Origin of the sequence: Reyranella sp. (assembly GCF_017305915.1) — a bacterium.
Taxonomy (GTDB): domain Bacteria; phylum Pseudomonadota; class Alphaproteobacteria; order Reyranellales; family Reyranellaceae; genus Reyranella.
On sequence record NZ_JAFKJN010000018.1, the window covers coordinates 146,378 to 164,055 of the forward strand.

Genomic DNA, 17,678 nt, shown 5'->3' on the forward strand with positions numbered 1-17,678 from the left:
GTGCGTCCCATGAGCACAGGCCATGCTGGTCACACCATGGCCGTTTTGTTCTCTGTAGAAAACGCCGGTGACAAAAAAGACATGGGGCGCGGCGACGGCCGCTTTTTTCATGGGGCTGGCGGCAGTGGCGCCCGGCTGGGCGCAATCGGAGCAAACCGAGGCCATCGCCGCCGAACAGCGGCTTCTCGGCAGCGACGACGAGGAGGCGCGGACCCGCGACCTGCTGCCGTTTACCCGCGCGCTGGGTGCAAGCGGCACGGTGAACGGATCACTGGCCGATTCGGCCACAGCGGCCGGCGTGCCGCGCGCGGCGATGCTCGAGGCGCTGCAGGCACTCGATGCCGCGGCCGGCAGCCGCGCGCCGCAGGACGGCGACGCCTTCTACGTGCGCTGGGAGCAGACGTATTCCATCGACGGCCATCCGACCGGCGTCGGCCGCGTGCTGTGGCTGGAGCTGCGCACGGAGTCCGGCGCCACGACGGCGCTCCATCGCTTCCGGCCGCGCGACGGCGGCGAGCAGTTCTTCCTGGCCGGCGGCGAGGCCGCGACGCCACCCGACGTCGCCCTGCCGATCGAGAACATCGCCATCTCCTCGCGCTTCGGCTTCCGTGCCGATCCGCTGTCGGCGCACGGCCGCGCCGCGATGGGGCCCTTGCCGCTCCCGCAAGGCCAACACGAGACGGCGGCGATCGTCGCGGCCGCGGTGGCGCGGGCCCATGCCCGAACCGGCGCGCGGGCCGGCACAGCCCCGGCGACGCGGTCGTTCGCGGGCTTCGGTCCGCGGCTCTTCATGCATGAAGGCGTCGACTTCGCGGTGCCGCAGGGCACGCCGATCCATGCCGCGTCCGACGGCGTGGTGAGCGAGGCCAGGCACAACGGCGGCTACGGCAACTACATCCGCATCGAGCACGCCGACGGCGTCGCCACCGCCTACGGCCATCTCTCGCGCTTCGCGCCGGGGCTCAAGCCGGGCGCTAGGGTAATGCGCGGCGAGCTGGTCGGCTTCTCGGGCAACACCGGCCGCTCGACCGGCCCGCATCTGCACTTCGAGGTGCTGGCCGACGGCAAGCCGGTCGATCCCCTTCTCCATGCCGCCATCGCGCAGCTCGCCGGCATCGACCTCGAGCAGTTCGCCCGGCAGGTGACGGCCCGCGAGCGCGAACGCGACAGCGAGGCGGCGGTGGCGGCTCAGTAGCGCTCAGAATTCCTCCCCATTCACATGGGGAGGTGCCCCCGTAATCGGGGGCAGAGGGGTCATAAGGTGCAACGAGATTGGGGCTCATGACCCCTCCGTCGGCGTAAGACGCCGACACCTCCCCATCTGAATGGGGAGGAATTTCAGAGCCCGACTCCAGTCGCCCGATCTGAGCGCAACGTGAGTTGCGGTTGACCGCGCCGGCGTGGCACCGTCGGCACAATGAATGGACTTCCGGTTTATCACGTCGTGGCGGTCGTTCTCGCCGCCCTGGCGATGTGGGACATGCGCCGCGAAATCTCCGAACGGGCCGCCTCGCCGCTGCGATGGGCAGTGCCGCCGGCGCTCGCCATCGTGGCGGCGGCCATCCTGCTGATCGTGTCGCCGGGCAAGCGCTGGGAGCTGTGGGCGGTCTGCATCGGCGTCGGCCTGGTGGCGGGCCTCGCCGCCGGCGTGATCGTCAAGGCCGAGAAGGACTTCGCGCAGAACCTGTCGCGGATGTACCGGACCTGGGACGGCGTCGCGGCGGCGGCGCTCCTGCTGCTGCTGGCGGTGATCCGGTTCGTGAGCACCGACCTGATGCACCGCCCGTCGGGCGGCTTCGGCGTGCTGGGCGCGCTGGCGGCGCTGCTGGCCGCCTTCCAGGTCGGGCGCGTCCTCACCTTCCAGCTCCACACGGCACCGCGTGCCATCCACTACGACATGGTACCGGGCCAGAAGCGTCACCGGACCCACGACGACGGCTAAAGGCCAAGCCCGCGCGGCCTGTGGATAACACCGGCCGCGAACGATCATTATGGGCAATGGACCGCGAAAACGACCGCCTTTTGCAGCGTGTTTTCGCCGGCCATTGCCCATATTCGTCGATCCACAGGGGCTGCGCTTACGGTCGCGTGCATGAGTACGCGTACCCCCTACCGGCGTTCCTGGACACCTGAAGAGCGCCTCACCCACTACACACGCCGCGACCCGCTCTCCGGCTGCCTGATCTGGCAGGGCAAGCCTGACCGCGAGGGCTACGGCCGCGTCTGCATGAGGCCCGGCGGCAAGCAGCTCGCGCACCGCTTCGCCTGGAGAGTCCGCCACGGCCCGATCCCCGAAGGCGCCATCGTCTGCCATCGCTGCGACGAGCGGCGCTGCGTCAACCCCGACCATCTCTTCCTCGGCACGCACGCGATCAACGGCGCCGACCGCAAGGCCAAGATGAAGGCGCGGGCGACCCCGCCTGCCCCGCCGACCGCCGGCGAGGATCGGGCGCAGATCCGCATCGTCTATCGCGGGCTCGAGATGGTGGGCGAAGTGGCGATCCGGCCGCTGCTCGGCCTCGGCCGCGGAGAGAGCTGATGCCGTCGCGCTGCCGTCCGCACTGGACGATCGCCGAGCGGATCGCCCATCTCAGCCGCCGCGATCCGCTCTCGGGCTGCTGGCTCTGGCAGGCCGCGACGATGCCGCGCGGCTATGGCGTGGTGAACTGGCGCGACAGACTGTGGCTCGCCCATCGCCTGTCGTGGATCGGCTCGAACGGGCCGATCCCCACGGGCAGCATGGTCTGCCACCGCTGCGACGAGCGGCGCTGCGTGAACCCCGATCACCTCTTCCTCGGCACCCGGCAGGTCAACATGGACGACCTCAAGGCCAAACGGCTGCGGCGCAGCGCGGCGGCCGACAGCGGACGCCTGCACATCTTCATTCGCGGACTGGAGCTGGTCGGCGATGTCACCTGGGAGAACGATCATGAGCAAAACGATTCGAGCAAGCGCGCAGAAACCCGACGATGCGTACCTGCAGGTCGTGCGGCGCATCTCGACGTGCGTGGAACAGCAGATCCTGAGCCGCATCCGCGACTATCTCGGGCGCGGCCGGCCGCTGGCCGGCCTGCCGGCGCAGTCGCTCGAGGCGCAATGGATCGCGGCGTATCTCGAGGTCCACGCGCTGGACGACGCCAGCCGCGAGGACGAGCTGCGTGATCTCGGCACCGAATTCGACCTGCGCGGCCTCACGCCGCCATGGTCCCTGGTCGTGCCGGAGCTCGCCCGGTTCACCGAGCGCTTCGGCAAGGCGCTGCGCCGGCGCAAGCCCGATCCGGCGCTCGTCGAGCGGGCCGAGGCGGAACTGGAGGCGGTGTGCGACCGGCTGATCGAGGACCGGCGGGCGGCATCGATATCGGGAGAACGAGCATGAGCGGCATGAGCGTGAAGCAACTGGCCGAGGCCTACATCGCCGAAAAGGCGATGGAACGCACGCAACGCTACCTGGCCGACGGACGGCAATTCGCGAGCTGCAACGATCACGACCTGGAGCAAATCTTCATCACGGAGTATCGCGGCCTCGTCCTGCTCGACGATGATCGCCGCTGGGACGCGGTCGTGGATCTCCAGTGCGAATTCGAGCTGCGCGGCCTCGAGACCCCGCTCCACCGTGTCGCGGCGGAATTCGCCCTGTTCAAGGAACGGCTCGAGCGGCTCCAGCGCGTCGGCGTCTGCGATCCCGTGGCGTGGCAGGAGGTCCGGACCGAACTGGCGGACCTGCGCCGGCGGCTGGCCCGGCCGAAGAACTAGGCCCGACCGTATTGCCGATCACACGCCAAGTGTGCGAGCGTCCTGCCGGGGATTGGGGAACATGCTTTTCACACTGCACCTGGCCGCCGTGGGGCTGGCCGCGCTGGCGCTGTGGCTGACACGCCACGAGCTTGCCGAAACTGCCGCGACGCGCCTGGACTGGGCGCTGCCCGCGGCGCTCGCCGTCGTCGTCGCGGCGATCCTGCTCGGCGTGTCGCCGGGCAAGCGCATCGCGTTCTGGGTGGTCACGGTCGGCACCGGCCTGGCGCTCGGCGGGGTCGCCGGATTGCTGCTGGGCACCCTGCACCACCTCGAACGGGACACCGGGCACGACCTGCTGCGCATACGACGCACCTGGGACGGCGCCGCTGCGGCCGGCTTGCTGCTGCTTCTCGCGTCGACCCGCTTCGTGACGACGGACCTGCTCGGGCGGCATTCGGCCGGCTTCGGCGTGCTGGGCGCCCTGGCGGCGCTCCTGGCCGCCTATCTGTCGGCCCGACTTGTCACGGTGAAGGTCGCTGCCAGATGGCGCGCGGCCTACGCCAACATGGCACGCGGCGAGAAGCGGAATCCAAACTAAAGGGTCTTGGGCAAGCGGTGGCGATTGCCTCATAAACGCATCACCGAACGGAGCCACTCGTGAAGTCGCCGTCTGGAACGCCGAGGCGGCGCAGCACGCCGGCGATCCGAGCGCGCTGCGCGGCGACGGTCTCGCTGCCGTCGACGAAATTCCTGCGCCAGCTCGCGATGGTTATTGCGGGTTTGTTCGAGAGATACCCGACAAGGAGGGAACGGGCCTCATCCTCTCGCCCAAGATCGGCGAGGGCCACGGCCCGCCAGACCGCGACGAAACGGCGATACGCGGGGCTCGCCTCCTCGGATTTCTGAAACCACCTCAGCGCGGTTTCGCCGTCGCTGGCGTGGACGGCGGCCATGCCGGCCTGAAAATACCAGATGTAGATCGCGGGCTCTTGCGGCCTGAGATGCATCGCGATCTCCAGCTCCCTGATCGCTCCTGCACTGTCGCCGGCTTCGAGCCGGGAACGCCCCAACTCTGAGCGAACCCACGCCCTGTTCGGAGCCAGCCGCAGTGCTTGCTCAAGCTCGGCAATCGCCTGCTCCGGCTTACCGCGCACACGCCAGATGGTGCCCATCATCTGATGGGCGTCCGGGTGGTCGGGATCGATCTTCAGCGCGTGGTCGAGGGCGGTTTCGGCCTGGGCGAGCCGGACGGAGCGATCCTGGGATGGTACCCATCCCTCGGTCAGGTCGTTCACGAGCACGCGCGCATAGCCTATGAGGGCCAGAACATTGTCGGGATCGAGGTCCAGGGCCTTGTCGAAAAGCGTGAGCGCCTCTCTGTTGTCATTGGAGGTGCGTCTGTCTGCGAGCGCCGTGCCGAGGATCGCGTAATGCGCGGCATTGGCGTTGGGCGCCCGCTCTTTTACCTGGACAATCGTGCCTGCAGACACGGCGATGAGGATGACCGCCGCCGTGGCGGTCAGGGCCGGGCGGCGCCATAGTTCCCCGATTGCCGCACGCGAGGACGAAACGCGGATTGGGCTTTCGGACGCTTCCGTCTTCGGATGCGCCGGCTCGACGTCTGCCTTGAAAACGTCTGCCTTGAAAACGTCGGCCTTGAATTCGTAGCCTGCCCCCGGAACGGTCCGGATCATCCAGCGCGCATCGGTACCCAGCGCTTTCCGGATTTCCTTGACGCACTGCACAATCGATCCATCCGGATCGGCCGGCGGCGACGCCCATACCGCCTCCACCAGCTCCCCCTTGGAGACGACGCGACCGCTGTGCTCTGCCATGTAGCGCAGCGTATCGAACGCTTGGCGCCTGAGCGGCACCTGGCGCCCCTCGTGCAGGAGAACGCTGCGCGAAAGATCGAGGACGAACGATCCAAAGCGCAATTGGCGAAAATTCTGGTCGGTCGTGGACATTTCAAAAGGCTGGCGCGACGAGCCCCGGAGAAGTGATTTCGCCTGATTTCATATCTCTTCACTCCGCATCAGGACAGCTTGGCGCTAGCAACGTGCATGCAGGACGGTCAGCACCTCGAGAAGTGGAACCGCGGTGGAGCCGAGCATAGGGATACGGGAGGGGGAGAGGCAATGCGGCGTACCTTGTGGGGAGCACTTCTTTTTCTGGGAATCGGCGCGGCGAGTGCCCACGCCGAATGTCCGAACGACATGCTGACGACCGTCACCGGGAAGAAAGAGTGCATCGTCATTCATACCTTCGCGCCTTCGGCTGATGGCCCTCCCAAGCTCGTGATCTTCCTTCATGGCGACCAGAGCGATGGCGGCCCGGTCGTCTACACGATCAAGGTCGCAGGCGCTGTCGCGGTGCCGCCGGGCACGATCAAGGTGGCCGTCCTACGGCCAGGCTATGGCGACGAGCAAGGCAACAAGTCGACCGGGGAAAACTACAATCGACGTGACAGCTACACCGGGGCGAACATCGATGAGATTGCGGCGGTCATCAACGCTTTGAAGATGCGTTACCGGCCGACGCAGACCGTCATTGTCGGCCATTCCGGCGGCGCCGCTTACGCCGGCGTGCTGATCGGCCGCCACCCCGGCATCGCCGACGGAGTCGTCCTGCTTTCATGCCCCTGCGACATCGACCGTTGGCGCCAGTCCGGCTATGCCTGGGTGCGTTCGCTGTCGCCAAACAAGTTCGTCGGCAGCGTCCCTCAGGGAACCCGGGTGCTCGCGCTGACGGGCACGAACGACATGAATACGTCGTACACGCTTGCCGAAGCCTACGTGAAGCTCTTGAAGGACCGCGGTGTCGATGCCGAGTTCCAAGCCGTCGCGGACGCAGACCACAACGGCACACTCAGCGGCAGAGTCATCGCTCCGGCGCTCGCCCGATTGCTCCAGTAGGCCGGCGACCGACGTCCCGAAGAAGGAGATGCGATGCGCACCGCGTGGTCCGATTCTCATTATGCGTCGCCCTCTATTGGAGAGGCAGCGGTGCGAGGCCGAGCGCGGCAGGTTCATGTGAGTCGGGGGGAGCCAGAGAGATGCCGAATATTAGATTGAAGACCATGTTTGGCGCGGCGACATTGTCCGTCGCTACATTGCTTGGCCCAACAGCGAACGCCCAATCCATTGCGGCCTGCGAACAGACCATCCAGTACAATCTGATCGCACCGCAGGCCGACGTGCCCGAGGCGTTGCGTGCTTTCTCCGGAGTGTGGACCGGTGTCTGGAACCGCCAGCTCTGCCACGTTCTGATCGTCGAACAAGTGTCCAAAGAGGGAGCCGTCACGGCGAAGTACGTCTACGGCTCAAATCCGTCGTCGAACATCAGGCCCGGGTTCAGACAATTGTCGGGCAAGATCAACGGCAACACCTTGATGCTCAGAAGAGACGACGTCTCGATGGACTACAAGCTGGTGGATCCGGCCACCCTGGCCGGCACCTATTCCCGCGCAGGCAACGGTCAGGTGACGGGAACCTTCAAGAAGCAATGACGTGCCGATCGCGGTACAGCAGGGCTTCGACCCGCTAAGCCGCGTCCTTGTCCTGGCCCTCCCCGACTCTCGCCGCGAGGCTCGCGGCCATGAACTCGTCGAGGTCGCCGTCGAGCACCTTCTGCGGGTCGCTGCGCTCGACGTTGGTGCGCAGGTCCTTCACCATCTGATAGGGCTGCAGGACGTAGCTCCGGATCTGGTGGCCCCAGCCGATGTCGGTCTTGCTCGCCTCGGCCTCGAGCCGCTCGGCCTCGCGCTTCTGCAGCTCGACCTCGTAGAGGCGCGCCTTCAGCATCTGCATCGCCTTGGCGCGGTTCTGGTGCTGGCTGCGCTCCTGCTGGACCGCCACCGCGATGCCGCTCGGGATGTGGGTGATGCGCACCGCGCTGTCGGTCTTGTTGACGTGCTGGCCGCCCGCGCCCGAGGCGCGGTAGGTGTCGACGCGCAGGTCCTTGTCGGCGAGCTCGATCTCGATGTCGTCGTCGACCTCGGGATAGACCCAGACCGACGCGAACGACGTCTGCCGCCGCGCGTTGCCGTCGAACGGGCTGATGCGCACCAGCCGGTGGACGCCCGATTCGGTCTTCAGCCAGCCATAGGCGTTCGGGCCCTCGACCTTGTAGGCGCAGCTCTTGATGCCCGCCTCCTCACCCGCGCTCTCCTCGAGCCAGGAGACCTTGTAGCCGCGCCGCTCGGCCCAGCGCGTGTACATGCGCGCCAGCATCTCGGCCCAGTCCTGGGCCTCGGTGCCGCCGGCGCCGGCGTTGATCTCGATGTAGGCGTTGTTGCCGTCGGCCTCACCCGACAGCAGCGTCTCGAGCCGTGCCGCCCGGGCCTCGGTGCGCGCTTCACCCAGCGCACGCTCCGCGTCGGCGATCATCGCCTCGTCCTTCTCGGCCTCGGCCATCTCGATCAGCCCGGCATTGTCGTCGATCGCGGCGCGCAGGCGCTTGATGGTGGCGATGGCCGATTCCAGCCGCTGCCGTTCCTTCATGACGGCCTGGGCTTCCTTCTGGTCGTTCCACAGCGCCGGGTCCTCGGCGCGCGCGTTCAGCTCGTCGAGACGGACGACCGCACGGTCGTAGTCAAAGACGCCTCCTGAGGAGCTCCAGCGACTCCTCGATCTCGGTCACCATGGCCTGGGCTTCAGCGCGCATCCGAAAAGCACTCCTGAGCGGACCTGGAGGTCCGCGGTCCGGAAGACGGTGTAAATAGCGTCGCAGCCGGCGCCGTCAAGGCACGAGCTGCGCCCGCTTCAGCGCGCCGGCGATCTCGTTGGCGATCAGCAGGTATCCCCGCCAGCTGGGATGCCACTGGCCATAGACCGAATCGCGCCCGCCCGCCCGAACGGCCGCGTCGAACGCGGCGTAGGTGTCGAGCGTCCGCAGGCCTGCCTTCGCGGCACAGTCCAGCACCACGCCGGCGACGCGGCGCTCCTCGGCGGCCGATGCGGGCACGTCCCAGGCCGCGGGCAAGTACTGCGCCACCACCAGCGTCGGCACGCCCAGCGCCGCGAGCCGCCGCATCAGCGGACAGGCGAGGCGCTCGCCCTCGCCCGGCCGCAGGGCGCGCGCGACGTCGGTGTGCCATGCGTCGCGCAGCCGCAGCCGGTCGAGCACGGTGTCGAGCAGCACCGACCAGCCGAACGCCGCCTGCAGCGGCGACAGCGTCTCGCGCGGATCGGGCGTCATCGGCACCGGCACGTTGCGCAGCCGGAGCTCCGATCCGACGCGCTGGAAGTAGGGTTTCTCGCGGCCCCACTGGCGGCTCATCTCGGCCCGCCGCACGTCGTCGGCGATGAAGCCGACGACCAGTACGGCCGGCTTCAGTTGCTTCGCCAACTGCTCGGTGAGCAGCACGGTCTGGTCGAGGCCGTAGGCGCCGACGCCGGCGTTGATCGTGCGCCAGCCCAGGATGGTCTGCAGCCGCGCCGGCCAGGCTTCCGCGTCGGCGACCTCGTCGCCCTTGGTGTAGGAATCGCCGGTCGCCAGGATCGGCGGATCCTGCACGGCCCCTGCCGCCAGCCGCGGCATGGTGCGGAAGCCCTGCGAATCGTAATTGAGCACCCACGACTGGTAGTCGGGCCGGTTCGCGAAGCCGAACGCGGGATCGTAGCGGTAGGCCGAATCGCGCTCGGCATTCTTCTGGTTCCGCGCCTCGAGCCGCGCCTCGAGCACGAGGTTCGGCCAATGCGGCAGCGCCTGACGCCCCTGCGGCAGGCGGCAGCCGATCTCCAGCAGCAGCAGGCCGGCGACGATCGAGGCCAGCACGAGGGCGAGCGCTCCGAGCCAGCGGATCGCTCGACGGGATCTCGCAACGGAAACCCGTTGCGAATCAATCGTATCGTAGGGCACGGTCCCGGTCTCACTCAGCGACGCAACCTATCGCAGAGGATTCGCCGACGTCACCACCTCTCCGCAAGGGAGAGGATCAAAGGCTGTTAGTAGGTCTCGCCCGTGCCGGAGAGCCCTGGCCGGCGGCCGCCGCCGCCGAATCCGGTGGCAGCACCGCCTTCGCGGCTGAAGGTCGCCGCGTTGGGATCGCCGCCACCCGCGCCTGCGCCGCCGCTCCACCACTGGCCGCCGCCGGGCCCCGGCTGGTCGCCGGCGACCGTCGCGCCATAGCCCGCGGTTTGCGGACCCTGTGCACCGTACTCGTTGGGCTCGGTGCCGGGCTTGAAGGCCTCGTCGATGGCGTTGGGGTTGCCGTAGCCGCTCGGCAGGCCGCTGTCGTGGTCGACCCGCACGATGCGCAGGCCAGGCGGGATGCGGAACGGCACCGGCGGCTTGTCCTTGAAGATCACCCGGGCGATGCGCTCGTAGACCGGCGCCGAGGTGCCGCCGCCGGTCTCCTGGTCGCCGAGCGTGCGCGGCTCGTCGAACCCGACATAGATGCCGACCGTGTAATCGGGCGTGCTGCCGATGAACCAGTTGTCTCTCGAGTCGTTGGTCGTGCCGGTCTTGCCGGCGATCGGCCGGCCCAGCACCGCGAGCTGGCCGGCGGTGCCGCGCGTGGTCACGCCCAGCATCATGTTGACCACCTGGTAGACGCTCGCCGGATCGTGGAACGGCTGGCGGCTGTCGACGATCTGCGGCGGCGCCGGCCGCCCGCCGGCCGCGACCTCGCCGCAGCCGATGCATTTGCGCGGCTCGTGGCGGTAGACGGTCTTGCCGTTGCGGTCCTGCACTCTGTCGATCAGCGACGGGGTTATTTCGCGTGCGCCGTTGGCCAGCATGGCGTGGCCCATGGTCATGCGCAGCAAGGTGGTGTCGACGGCGCCCAGCGCCATCGGCAGGTAGGCGCCCATGTTGTCGGCGATGCCGAATTCCTTGGCGACCTGGACGACGCGCTTCATGCCCATTTGCGCGGCCATGCGCACGGTCATCAGGTTGCGCGACTTCTCGAGGCCGTTGCGCACGGTGAGCGGCCCGAGGAAGCCGCCGCCGTAGTTGGAGGGCCGCCACACCGGCTGCCCGTAGCCCGGGTTGTACTCGAACGGCGCGTCCTCGACGATGGTCGAGGGCGTGAAGCCCGCATCCATCGCCGCGAGGTAGACGAACGGCTTGAACGACGAGCCGGGCTGGCGCTGCGCCTGCACCGCCCGGTTGAACTGGCTCATGCCGTAGGACCAGCCGCCCGACATGGCGAGGATGCGGCCGGTCTGCGGGTCCATCACCACCACGCCGCCATTGACGTTGGGCACCTGGCGCAGCGCGTAGGTCCTGGGCGGATAGGGCTTGGCGTTGGCCGCGTAGGCGGTGCCCTGCGGGCCGCTGGTCGCCTTCTCGACCTTCTCGACGGCGATGACGTCGCCCGCGTTCAGGACCTGCGCCGGCCGCCCGGGGAAGCCGCCGACCCGCTGGTCGGGCAGGGTCGGCCGCGCCCACTGCATCTCCGCGAAGGGGATCGTGCCCTCGCCGTCCGGCAGCCCGGCGATGCTGGCCGAGGTCGCCTCGATCTTGGTAACCACCGCGAGCTGCCAGCCCGGCGGCCCGAACAGCGGCTTGCGCTGGGCGATGCGGGCGAACTCCTCCTCCCAGTTCGAGCCTTCCTTCATGTCGGCGATCTTGGCCCATGGCCCGCGCCAGCCGTGGCGGCGGTCGTAGGCGATCAGGCCCTCGCGCAGCGCCTGGTCGGCGATCTCCTGGATCTTCGGATCCAGGGTTGTCATCACGGTGAGGCCCGATTCGTACAGCGCCTTCTCGCCGTAGGCCGCGATCAAATTGCGGCGGACCTCCTCGGCGAAGAAGTCGGCGGTCACCACCTCGGTCGGCGCGCGCTTGCGCAAGGTGAGCTTCTCGGCCTTGGCCTGCTTCTCCTCCTCCGACGTGATGTAACCGTCGTCGCGCATGCGGCCCAGCACGTAGTCGCGGCGGGCGTAGGCCTCCTTCTCGTTGCGCACGATGTTGTAGCGGTTGGGCGCCTTGGGCAGCGCCGCGAGATAGGCGATCTCCGACAGCGTCAGCTCGTTCAGCGACCGGTCGAAGTAGTTGAGCGCGGCGGTGGAGACGCCGTAGTTGCCCGAGCCGAGATAGATCTCGTTGAGATAGAGCTCGAGGATGCGCTCCTTCGAATAGGTGTTCTCGATGCGGAAGGCGAGGATGGCCTCGCGGATCTTGCGCGCGAGCGTCGCCTGGTTGGAGAGCAGGAAGTTCTTGGCGACCTGCTGGGTGATGCCCGAGGCGCCCTCCGGCCGCTTGCCGGGATTGGCGACGTTGGCGACCGTCGCGCGCACGACGCCCAGGATGTCGACGCCGGGATGGGTGAAGAAGCGCTGGTCCTCGGCGGCGACGAAGGCCTGCAGCAGCCGCTTGGGCATGGCGGCGACCGGCACGAACACGCGCTTCTCCTTGGCGTATTCGGCGAGCAGCCGGCCGTCGGCGGCGTAGAGCCGCGACACGGTGGCGGGCTGGTAGTCGGCGAGCTGCTTGTGGTCGGGCAGGCCGTGGCTGAAATGCCAGAACAGGCCGCCCACGGTGGCGATCCCCACAATCAGGCTGGCCACGGCGAAGGCCAGGCCGATTTTCATCAGGTTGAGCACGGTTATTCTCTTACCAGAGCCTGCTGGGGAGTTATGCCTTTTCTTGGGCAACGCAGAGCGTCATAAGCGTGGCCATGGACACCGCACGCCTCAAGCAATTTGTCGACACCTTCTGGGAAGACTCCATCCTCCCCTCGATCACCGAGTACATCCGCATCCCGAACAAGTCGCCGTCCTTCGACCCGCAGTGGGCCGAGCACGGCTACATGGATGACGCCGTCAAGTTGATGGAAGCCTGGGCGCGCCGGCAGCTCGGCGCCTTCCCCGGCGCCACGCTCGAGGTGGTGCGTCTGCCCGGCCGCACGCCGCTGATCCTGATGGATATCCCGGGAGAGAACGCCGCGGTCTCCCGCGGCGCTGACGACACCGTGCTGCTCTACGGCCATCTCGACAAGCAGCCCGAGTTCACCGGCTGGGCCGAGGGCATGGGCCCGTGGATCCCGGTGCGCAAGGACGACAAGCTCTACGGTCGGGGCGGCGCCGACGACGGCTACGCGATCTATGCGAGCCTCTGTGCGCTGCTGGCGCTCGAGGAGCAGAAGATCGCGCGCGCCCGCTGCGTGGTCGTCATCGAGGCCTGCGAGGAATCGGGCAGCTACGACCTGCCCTACTACGTCGACCATCTGAAGGACAAGATCGGCCAGCCGTCGCTGGTGGTCTGCCTTGATTCGGGTTGCGGCGACTGGGACCGGTTGTGGCTCACCACGTCGCTGCGCGGCATCGCCTCGGGCTCGCTCACGGTGCGTGTCCTGACCGAGGGCGTCCATTCCGGCGACGCGTCCGGCATCGTGCCCTCGTCCTTCCGGCTGCTGCGCCAGTTGATCTCGCGCATCGAGGACGAGACCAGCGGCGCGGTCAAGCTGCAGGATCTCTACGTCCAGATCCCGCCGCAGCGCATCGAGCAGGCCAAGCAGGCAGCCCAGGTGCTGGGCGACACGGTGATCGACCGCTATCCGTTCGCCGGCGGGACGAAACCGATGGCCGACGAGAAGGCCGAGCTGGTGCTGAACCGCACCTGGCGGCCGCAGCTCGCGGTGATCGGCATGGACGGCTATCCGGCGCCGGAGAATGCCGGCAACGTGCTGCTGCCCTACTCGACCGCGAAGCTCAGCCTCCGCCTGCCGCCGACGCTCGACGCCAAGGCCGCGACGGCGGCGATGAAGAAGGCGCTCGAGACCGACACGCCCAACGGCGCGATCGTGTCGTTCGACGGCAAGGACGGCCAGTCCGGCTGGCACGCGCCGCAGCTCGCGCCGTGGCTGGAGAAGGCGGTGACCCAGGCCTCCGAGGAAGCCTTCGGCAAACCCGCTTCCTATATGGGCGAAGGCGGCTCGATCCCCTTCATGGGCATGCTGGGCGAGAAGTTTCCGGATACGCAGTTCGTCATCACCGGCGTGCTGGGACCGCACTCCAACGCCCACGGGCCCAACGAGTTCCTTCACATCCCGACCGGCAAGCGGGTCACCGCGGCGGTGGCGCGGATGATCGTCGCCCATCACGCCCGGAAGGGTTGATCAGGCCTTCCGGGTCGGCGACGACTTCGGCGCGAGGTGGCTGTCGATCGAGGCGCGCAGCGCCCGCGCCAGGGCCATCTGGTGCTGGCGCACGGTCAGGATCTTCTCGTCGCGCGGATTGCTGAGGAAGCCGAGCTCGACCAGCGCCGCCGGGATGTCCGGCGACGTCAGCACCGCGAACCCCGCCTTGCGATGGCTGCGCGGCAGCAGAAGGATGCCGGACTTGCCGAAGGTGCCGACGATGGTGTCGGCGAAGCGGCAGGAATCGTTGACCGTGCCGCGCTGGGCCATAGCCACCAGGGTGCGGGCCACCACGCTCGACGGCGCGACCGAGCTGTCATCGCGGTTCTCGCGCGCCGCTAGCGCCGCCGCCTCGCGGTCCGAGGCCTCTTCTGACAGTGTATAGACCGAGGCCCCGCGCACGTCGTTGTCGGGGTGAGCATCGGCGTGGATCGAGAGGAAGAGGTCGGCCTTGGCGTCGGTCGCCCGAGCCACCCGCTCGCGCAGGGGCACATAGGTGTCCGACGATCTTGTCAGCATCACCCGATACCGGCCGTGCGCCTGCAGCTCCCGCGCGAGGTCGCGCGCAACCGAGATCACCACGCCCTTTTCCTGGGTCCCACGGTAGCCCAACGCACCCGGATCGCGCCCCCCATGGCCAGGGTCGAGCGCGATCAATTTGGGCTTCGGCACCGGCTTCTTGACCGGTGCCGCCCAAACACTTGGCGCCGCCAAGATCAGGGGTGCAACTAAGAGGGAGCGACGATTCATTTTGTCTTTTGTAGCATTTTCAGTGAGTTACCGCAATTTCCTCAGACTTCAATCTTTTGGTTTGTCGGTTTTCGCCGAACACCGTATGTTGCGGCCGCGAGCAGTCGCCCGCGTCGGCAGCGCCCCTTCGGGGGTCCGCGCTCTGGCGGGCGGCTCATCAGGAACCTCGAGGTTGGCAGGGCCGGACATCCGGCCCGGCGATGCGAAGGCTTCCCCGTCTTGGCCGAGAGTTGGCCGTTCGGCGGGTCGAAACGCACCGTCCCCCTCGCTCTAGAGAGGCGGCAAGGCCCGCCGGTCGCTCGCGCCGGATCGTTTGGTCCCCAACGTCTCGAGGAGCGTGCCCATGGCCCGCCGTATGCTGATCGACGCCAGCCACCCCGAAGAGACCCGGGTGGTCGTGGTCGATGGAACCAAGCTCACCGAATTCGATTTCGAAACCGCGTCTCGCCGTCCGCTGAAGGGCAACATCTTCCTCGCCAAGGTCATCCGCATCGAGCCGTCGCTGCAGGCGGCCTTCGTCGAGTACGGCGGCAACCGCCACGGCTTCCTGGCCTTCTCCGAAATCCATCCCGATTATTTCCAGATCCCGGTCGCCGACCGCGAGCGGCTCCTCGCCGAGCAGCGGGCGCAGGCGGAAGAAGCCGACGAGCGCCCCGAGCGGACCACCTACGAGCGGGAGCAGCCGGACGATCAGCCGGAGCAGCCCGACGCCGACGCCCAGGACGAAGCCGCGGCCGCGGAGCCGGTGACCGAAGTCGCCGAGGCTGCGCCCGCGGAACCGTCTGCCCCGGTCGATCCGATCGGCGAGTCCGAATCGCCCGTACAGGAGGCGCAGGCCCAGCCGGCCGCCATCCCCGTCGAGAGCCTGGCCGGCCCGGCCGAGCCGACGGTGATCGAAAGCGCGTCGGAAGCGCCGACTGCCGAGCCGGCAACGGCCGAGGCCGAATCGGCGCCTGCGACCGAGTCGTCGGAGCCCTCGGCGGCCAGCGAAGCCGTCGAGCCGGTGGCCGAGCCGCTCGAGACTCTGGGCGGCGAGGACATCGCGGGCGAAGAGCGGGAGAAGCGCGAGCGCCGCCGGCGCCAGCCGACCCGTCAGTACAAGATTCAAGAGGTCATCAAGCGCCGGCAGATCCTGCTGGTGCAGGTCGTCAAGGAAGAGCGCGGCAACAAGGGCGCGGCGCTCACCACTTATCTGTCGCTGGCCGGCCGCTACTGCGTGCTGATGCCCAATGCCGGCCGCGGCGGCGGCATCTCCCGCAAGATCTCCAATCCCAACGACCGCAAGCGGATGAAGGAGATCCTGGCCGAGCTCGAGGTGCCGCAGGGCATGGGGGTGATCCTGCGCACCGCCGGCCTCGAGCGCTCCAATCTCGATATCAAGCGCGACTACGAATACCTGATCCGGCTGTGGAACTCGATCCGCGAGCTCACCATGCGCTCGACGGCGCCGGCGCTGATCTACGAGGAAGGCGACCTCGTGAAGCGCTCACTGCGCGACGTGTTCGACACCGACATCGCCCAGGTGCTGGTCGAGGGCGAGGCGGGCTACCAGGTGGCCAGCGAGTTCATGCGCCAACTGATCCCGCACCAAGCCGAGAAGGTGCAGCTCTACAAGGAGCCGATCCCCCTCTTCCACCGCTACCAGGTGGAAAGCCAGTTCGACGCCATGCACCACCCGACCGTGCAGCTTCGCTCGGGCGGCTACATCGTCATCAACCCGACCGAGGCGCTGGTCGCTATCGACGTCAACTCCGGCCGCTCGACCAAGGAGCGCAACATCGAGGAGACGGCGCTGCGCACCAACATCGAGGCGGCCGAGGAGGTCGCCCGCCAGGTGCGCCTGCGAGATCTCGCCGGCCTGATCGTGATCGACTTCATCGACATGGAGGAGCATCGCCACCAGCGCCAGGTCGAGCACAAGGTGAAGGACGCGATGCGCAACGACCGCGCCCGCATCCAGATCGGCCGCATCAGCGCCTTCGGCCTGATGGAGATGTCGCGCCAGCGGCTGCGCCCCAGCCTGCTCGAGCACTCTACCGAGATCTGCCCGCACTGCGCCGGCACCGGCCGCGTGCGCTCGATCGAATCGGCGGCGCTGCATGCGCTGCGCGCGATCGAGGAGGAAGGCGTGCGCCGCCGCTCCAGCGAGATCGTGGTCAGCGTGCCGCCCAACGTGGCGCTCTACCTGCTCAACCAGAAGCGCCATGCGCTCTCCGAGATCGAGCAGCGCTACGCCTTCCACGTCACCATCGAGGCCGACGACGAGCTGCACGCCGCCGACTGCGAGATCGAGCGCGTGCGCCAGCGCCGCGACGACCGTGCGCCGCAGGAGCTCGCGCGCGCGACCTATGACGCGGTCGAGGGCGAGCCCGCCCCGGAAGCCGAGGCGGAAGACGGTGAAGGCGAAGCCGATGGCGAGCGCGAGCGCGCCGCGGGCGACGAGGACGGCGATCGCGACGGCCGCGGCCGCCGCCGCCGCCGCCGTCGCCGGCGCGGCCGTCGCGACGGCGAGGACCGTGGTGAGGAGCGCTCGGCCGAGGGCGAGGATCGTCCCTACGCCGCCGCCGAGAACGGCCACGACGCGCCGCCAGCCGACGAGCCGCCGGAGAGCGACAGCGAACCGATGGGCAACAATGAAGGCGAAGGGGCGCCGGCCGAAGCCCGAGGCGAAGGCGACGTTGACGGTGAGCAGGGCGACCGCCGCCGCCGGCGCGGCCGTCGCGGTGGCCGTCGCCGCCGTGGCCGCGAGGACGGCGACGGCGAGCCTGCCGAGCGTAACGGCAACGGCTGGGACCGTGCCGAGGAGGGTCAGGCCGCGCCGGACGCGCCGCTGGACCGTCATCCTGCTGCGCCGTTGGACGGCCAGCCTGTCGAGCAGCCGCCGTTCCAGCCGCATGCGGCGATGAACACCGAGGCGGCCTCGCCGCCTCCGCCGCCGTCGATCGCGCCGCCGCCCGAACCGGTGGTCGCGCGGGCGCCTCAGCCGGTGCCGGAACCGATCCAGGCGCAGCCCGAACCGCCTCCGCCGCCGGCCGTGGTGATCCCCACCATCTCGGCCGACGCGCCGCCGGAGAAGCCCAAGCGCGGCTGGTGGCGGCGCTGACGCGCC

General features: G+C 68.5%; 15 protein-coding genes and 1 pseudogene. 11 read left to right on the forward strand and 5 right to left on the reverse strand.

The features are described from left to right. Positions 1 to 67 precede the first annotated feature (67 nt). The 7 genes and pseudogenes from J0J01_RS17885 (at position 68) to J0J01_RS17910 (ending at position 4,333) form a co-directional block, all read left to right on the forward strand. Positions 68 to 1,195, forward strand: coding sequence for a M23 family metallopeptidase (locus J0J01_RS17885; protein WP_296382987.1), 1,128 nt, complete (start codon positions 68 to 70; stop codon positions 1,193 to 1,195). 222 nt (positions 1,196 to 1,417) lie between these two features. Then, positions 1,418 to 1,942 (forward strand): hypothetical protein, encoded by a 525-nt coding sequence (locus tag J0J01_RS17890; RefSeq protein ID WP_296382989.1) that lies wholly within the window; start codon positions 1,418 to 1,420, stop codon positions 1,940 to 1,942. Positions 1,943 to 2,092: 150 nt separating this feature from the next. Continuing rightward, positions 2,093 to 2,539, forward strand: a complete 447-nt coding sequence (locus J0J01_RS17895; RefSeq protein ID WP_296382991.1) for an HNH endonuclease signature motif containing protein — start codon at positions 2,093 to 2,095, stop codon at positions 2,537 to 2,539. Between the two features lie 101 nt (positions 2,540 to 2,640). After that, positions 2,641 to 2,805: pseudogene (locus J0J01_RS32740) on the forward strand (HNH endonuclease signature motif containing protein); the annotation flags it as partial. A 124-nt stretch (positions 2,806 to 2,929) separates the two neighbouring features. Continuing rightward, a complete protein-coding gene (locus J0J01_RS17900; protein ID WP_296382992.1) occupies positions 2,930 to 3,376 on the forward strand; it encodes a hypothetical protein in 447 nt (148 codons plus the stop codon). Then, positions 3,373 to 3,753: a hypothetical protein gene (locus J0J01_RS17905; RefSeq protein ID WP_296382993.1), complete on the forward strand. Its 381-nt coding sequence runs from the start codon at positions 3,373 to 3,375 to the stop codon at positions 3,751 to 3,753. The genes J0J01_RS17900 and J0J01_RS17905 overlap by 4 nt, the downstream gene beginning before the upstream one ends. A gap of 61 nt (positions 3,754 to 3,814) precedes the next feature. Continuing rightward, positions 3,815 to 4,333 carry a hypothetical protein gene (locus tag J0J01_RS17910; RefSeq protein WP_296382995.1) on the forward strand — a complete coding sequence of 173 codons (519 nt, stop codon included), beginning with the start codon at positions 3,815 to 3,817 and terminating at the stop codon, positions 4,331 to 4,333. 40 nt (positions 4,334 to 4,373) lie between these two features. Here J0J01_RS17910 and J0J01_RS17915 read toward each other — a convergent pair whose 3' ends face one another. Further along, on the reverse strand, positions 4,374 to 5,702 hold the full coding sequence (locus J0J01_RS17915; RefSeq protein WP_296382997.1) for a tetratricopeptide repeat protein: 1,329 nt from the start codon (positions 5,700 to 5,702) through the stop codon (positions 4,374 to 4,376). Positions 5,703 to 5,873: 171 nt separating this feature from the next. Between J0J01_RS17915 and J0J01_RS17920 the strand changes: the two genes are divergently transcribed. Beyond that, entirely contained in the window at positions 5,874 to 6,650 is a 777-nt protein-coding gene (locus J0J01_RS17920; protein ID WP_296382999.1) for an alpha/beta hydrolase, read from the forward strand. Positions 6,651 to 6,814: 164 nt separating this feature from the next. Further along, entirely contained in the window at positions 6,815 to 7,243 is a 429-nt protein-coding gene (locus J0J01_RS17925; RefSeq protein WP_296383001.1) for a hypothetical protein, read from the forward strand. A gap of 34 nt (positions 7,244 to 7,277) precedes the next feature. Here J0J01_RS17925 and prfB read toward each other — a convergent pair. The 3 genes from prfB to J0J01_RS17940 form a co-directional block, all read right to left on the reverse strand. Next, positions 7,278 to 8,400, reverse strand: a protein-coding gene (gene prfB, locus J0J01_RS17930) for a peptide chain release factor 2 (protein ID WP_296383003.1) whose coding sequence is annotated in 2 segments (ribosomal slippage) — positions 7,278 to 8,330 and positions 8,332 to 8,400 — 1,122 coding nt in all. Because the reading frame shifts where the segments join, the coding sequence is not laid out codon by codon here. 75 nt (positions 8,401 to 8,475) lie between these two features. Beyond that, positions 8,476 to 9,513, reverse strand: coding sequence for a GDSL-type esterase/lipase family protein (locus J0J01_RS17935; protein WP_296383005.1), 1,038 nt, complete (start codon positions 9,511 to 9,513; stop codon positions 8,476 to 8,478). Between the two features lie 170 nt (positions 9,514 to 9,683). After that, the gene (locus J0J01_RS17940) at positions 9,684 to 12,272 is read right to left on the reverse strand and encodes a penicillin-binding protein 1A (protein ID WP_296383007.1); all 2,589 of its coding nucleotides are present in this window, start codon (positions 12,270 to 12,272) and stop codon (positions 9,684 to 9,686) included. Positions 12,273 to 12,358: 86 nt separating this feature from the next. Here J0J01_RS17940 and J0J01_RS17945 point away from each other — a divergent pair, with 86 nt between their 5' ends. Continuing rightward, the gene (locus J0J01_RS17945) at positions 12,359 to 13,798 is read left to right on the forward strand and encodes a M20 family metallopeptidase (protein WP_296383009.1); all 1,440 of its coding nucleotides are present in this window, start codon (positions 12,359 to 12,361) and stop codon (positions 13,796 to 13,798) included. Here J0J01_RS17945 and J0J01_RS17950 read toward each other — a convergent pair whose 3' ends face one another. Then, positions 13,799 to 14,569 (reverse strand): N-acetylmuramoyl-L-alanine amidase, encoded by a 771-nt coding sequence (locus tag J0J01_RS17950; RefSeq protein WP_296383011.1) that lies wholly within the window; start codon positions 14,567 to 14,569, stop codon positions 13,799 to 13,801. It lies immediately after the preceding gene. A gap of 343 nt (positions 14,570 to 14,912) precedes the next feature. Here J0J01_RS17950 and J0J01_RS17955 point away from each other — a divergent pair, with 343 nt between their 5' ends. Further along, positions 14,913 to 17,672 (forward strand): ribonuclease E/G, encoded by a 2,760-nt coding sequence (locus tag J0J01_RS17955; RefSeq protein ID WP_296383012.1) that lies wholly within the window; start codon positions 14,913 to 14,915, stop codon positions 17,670 to 17,672. Positions 17,673 to 17,678 lie beyond the last annotated feature (6 nt).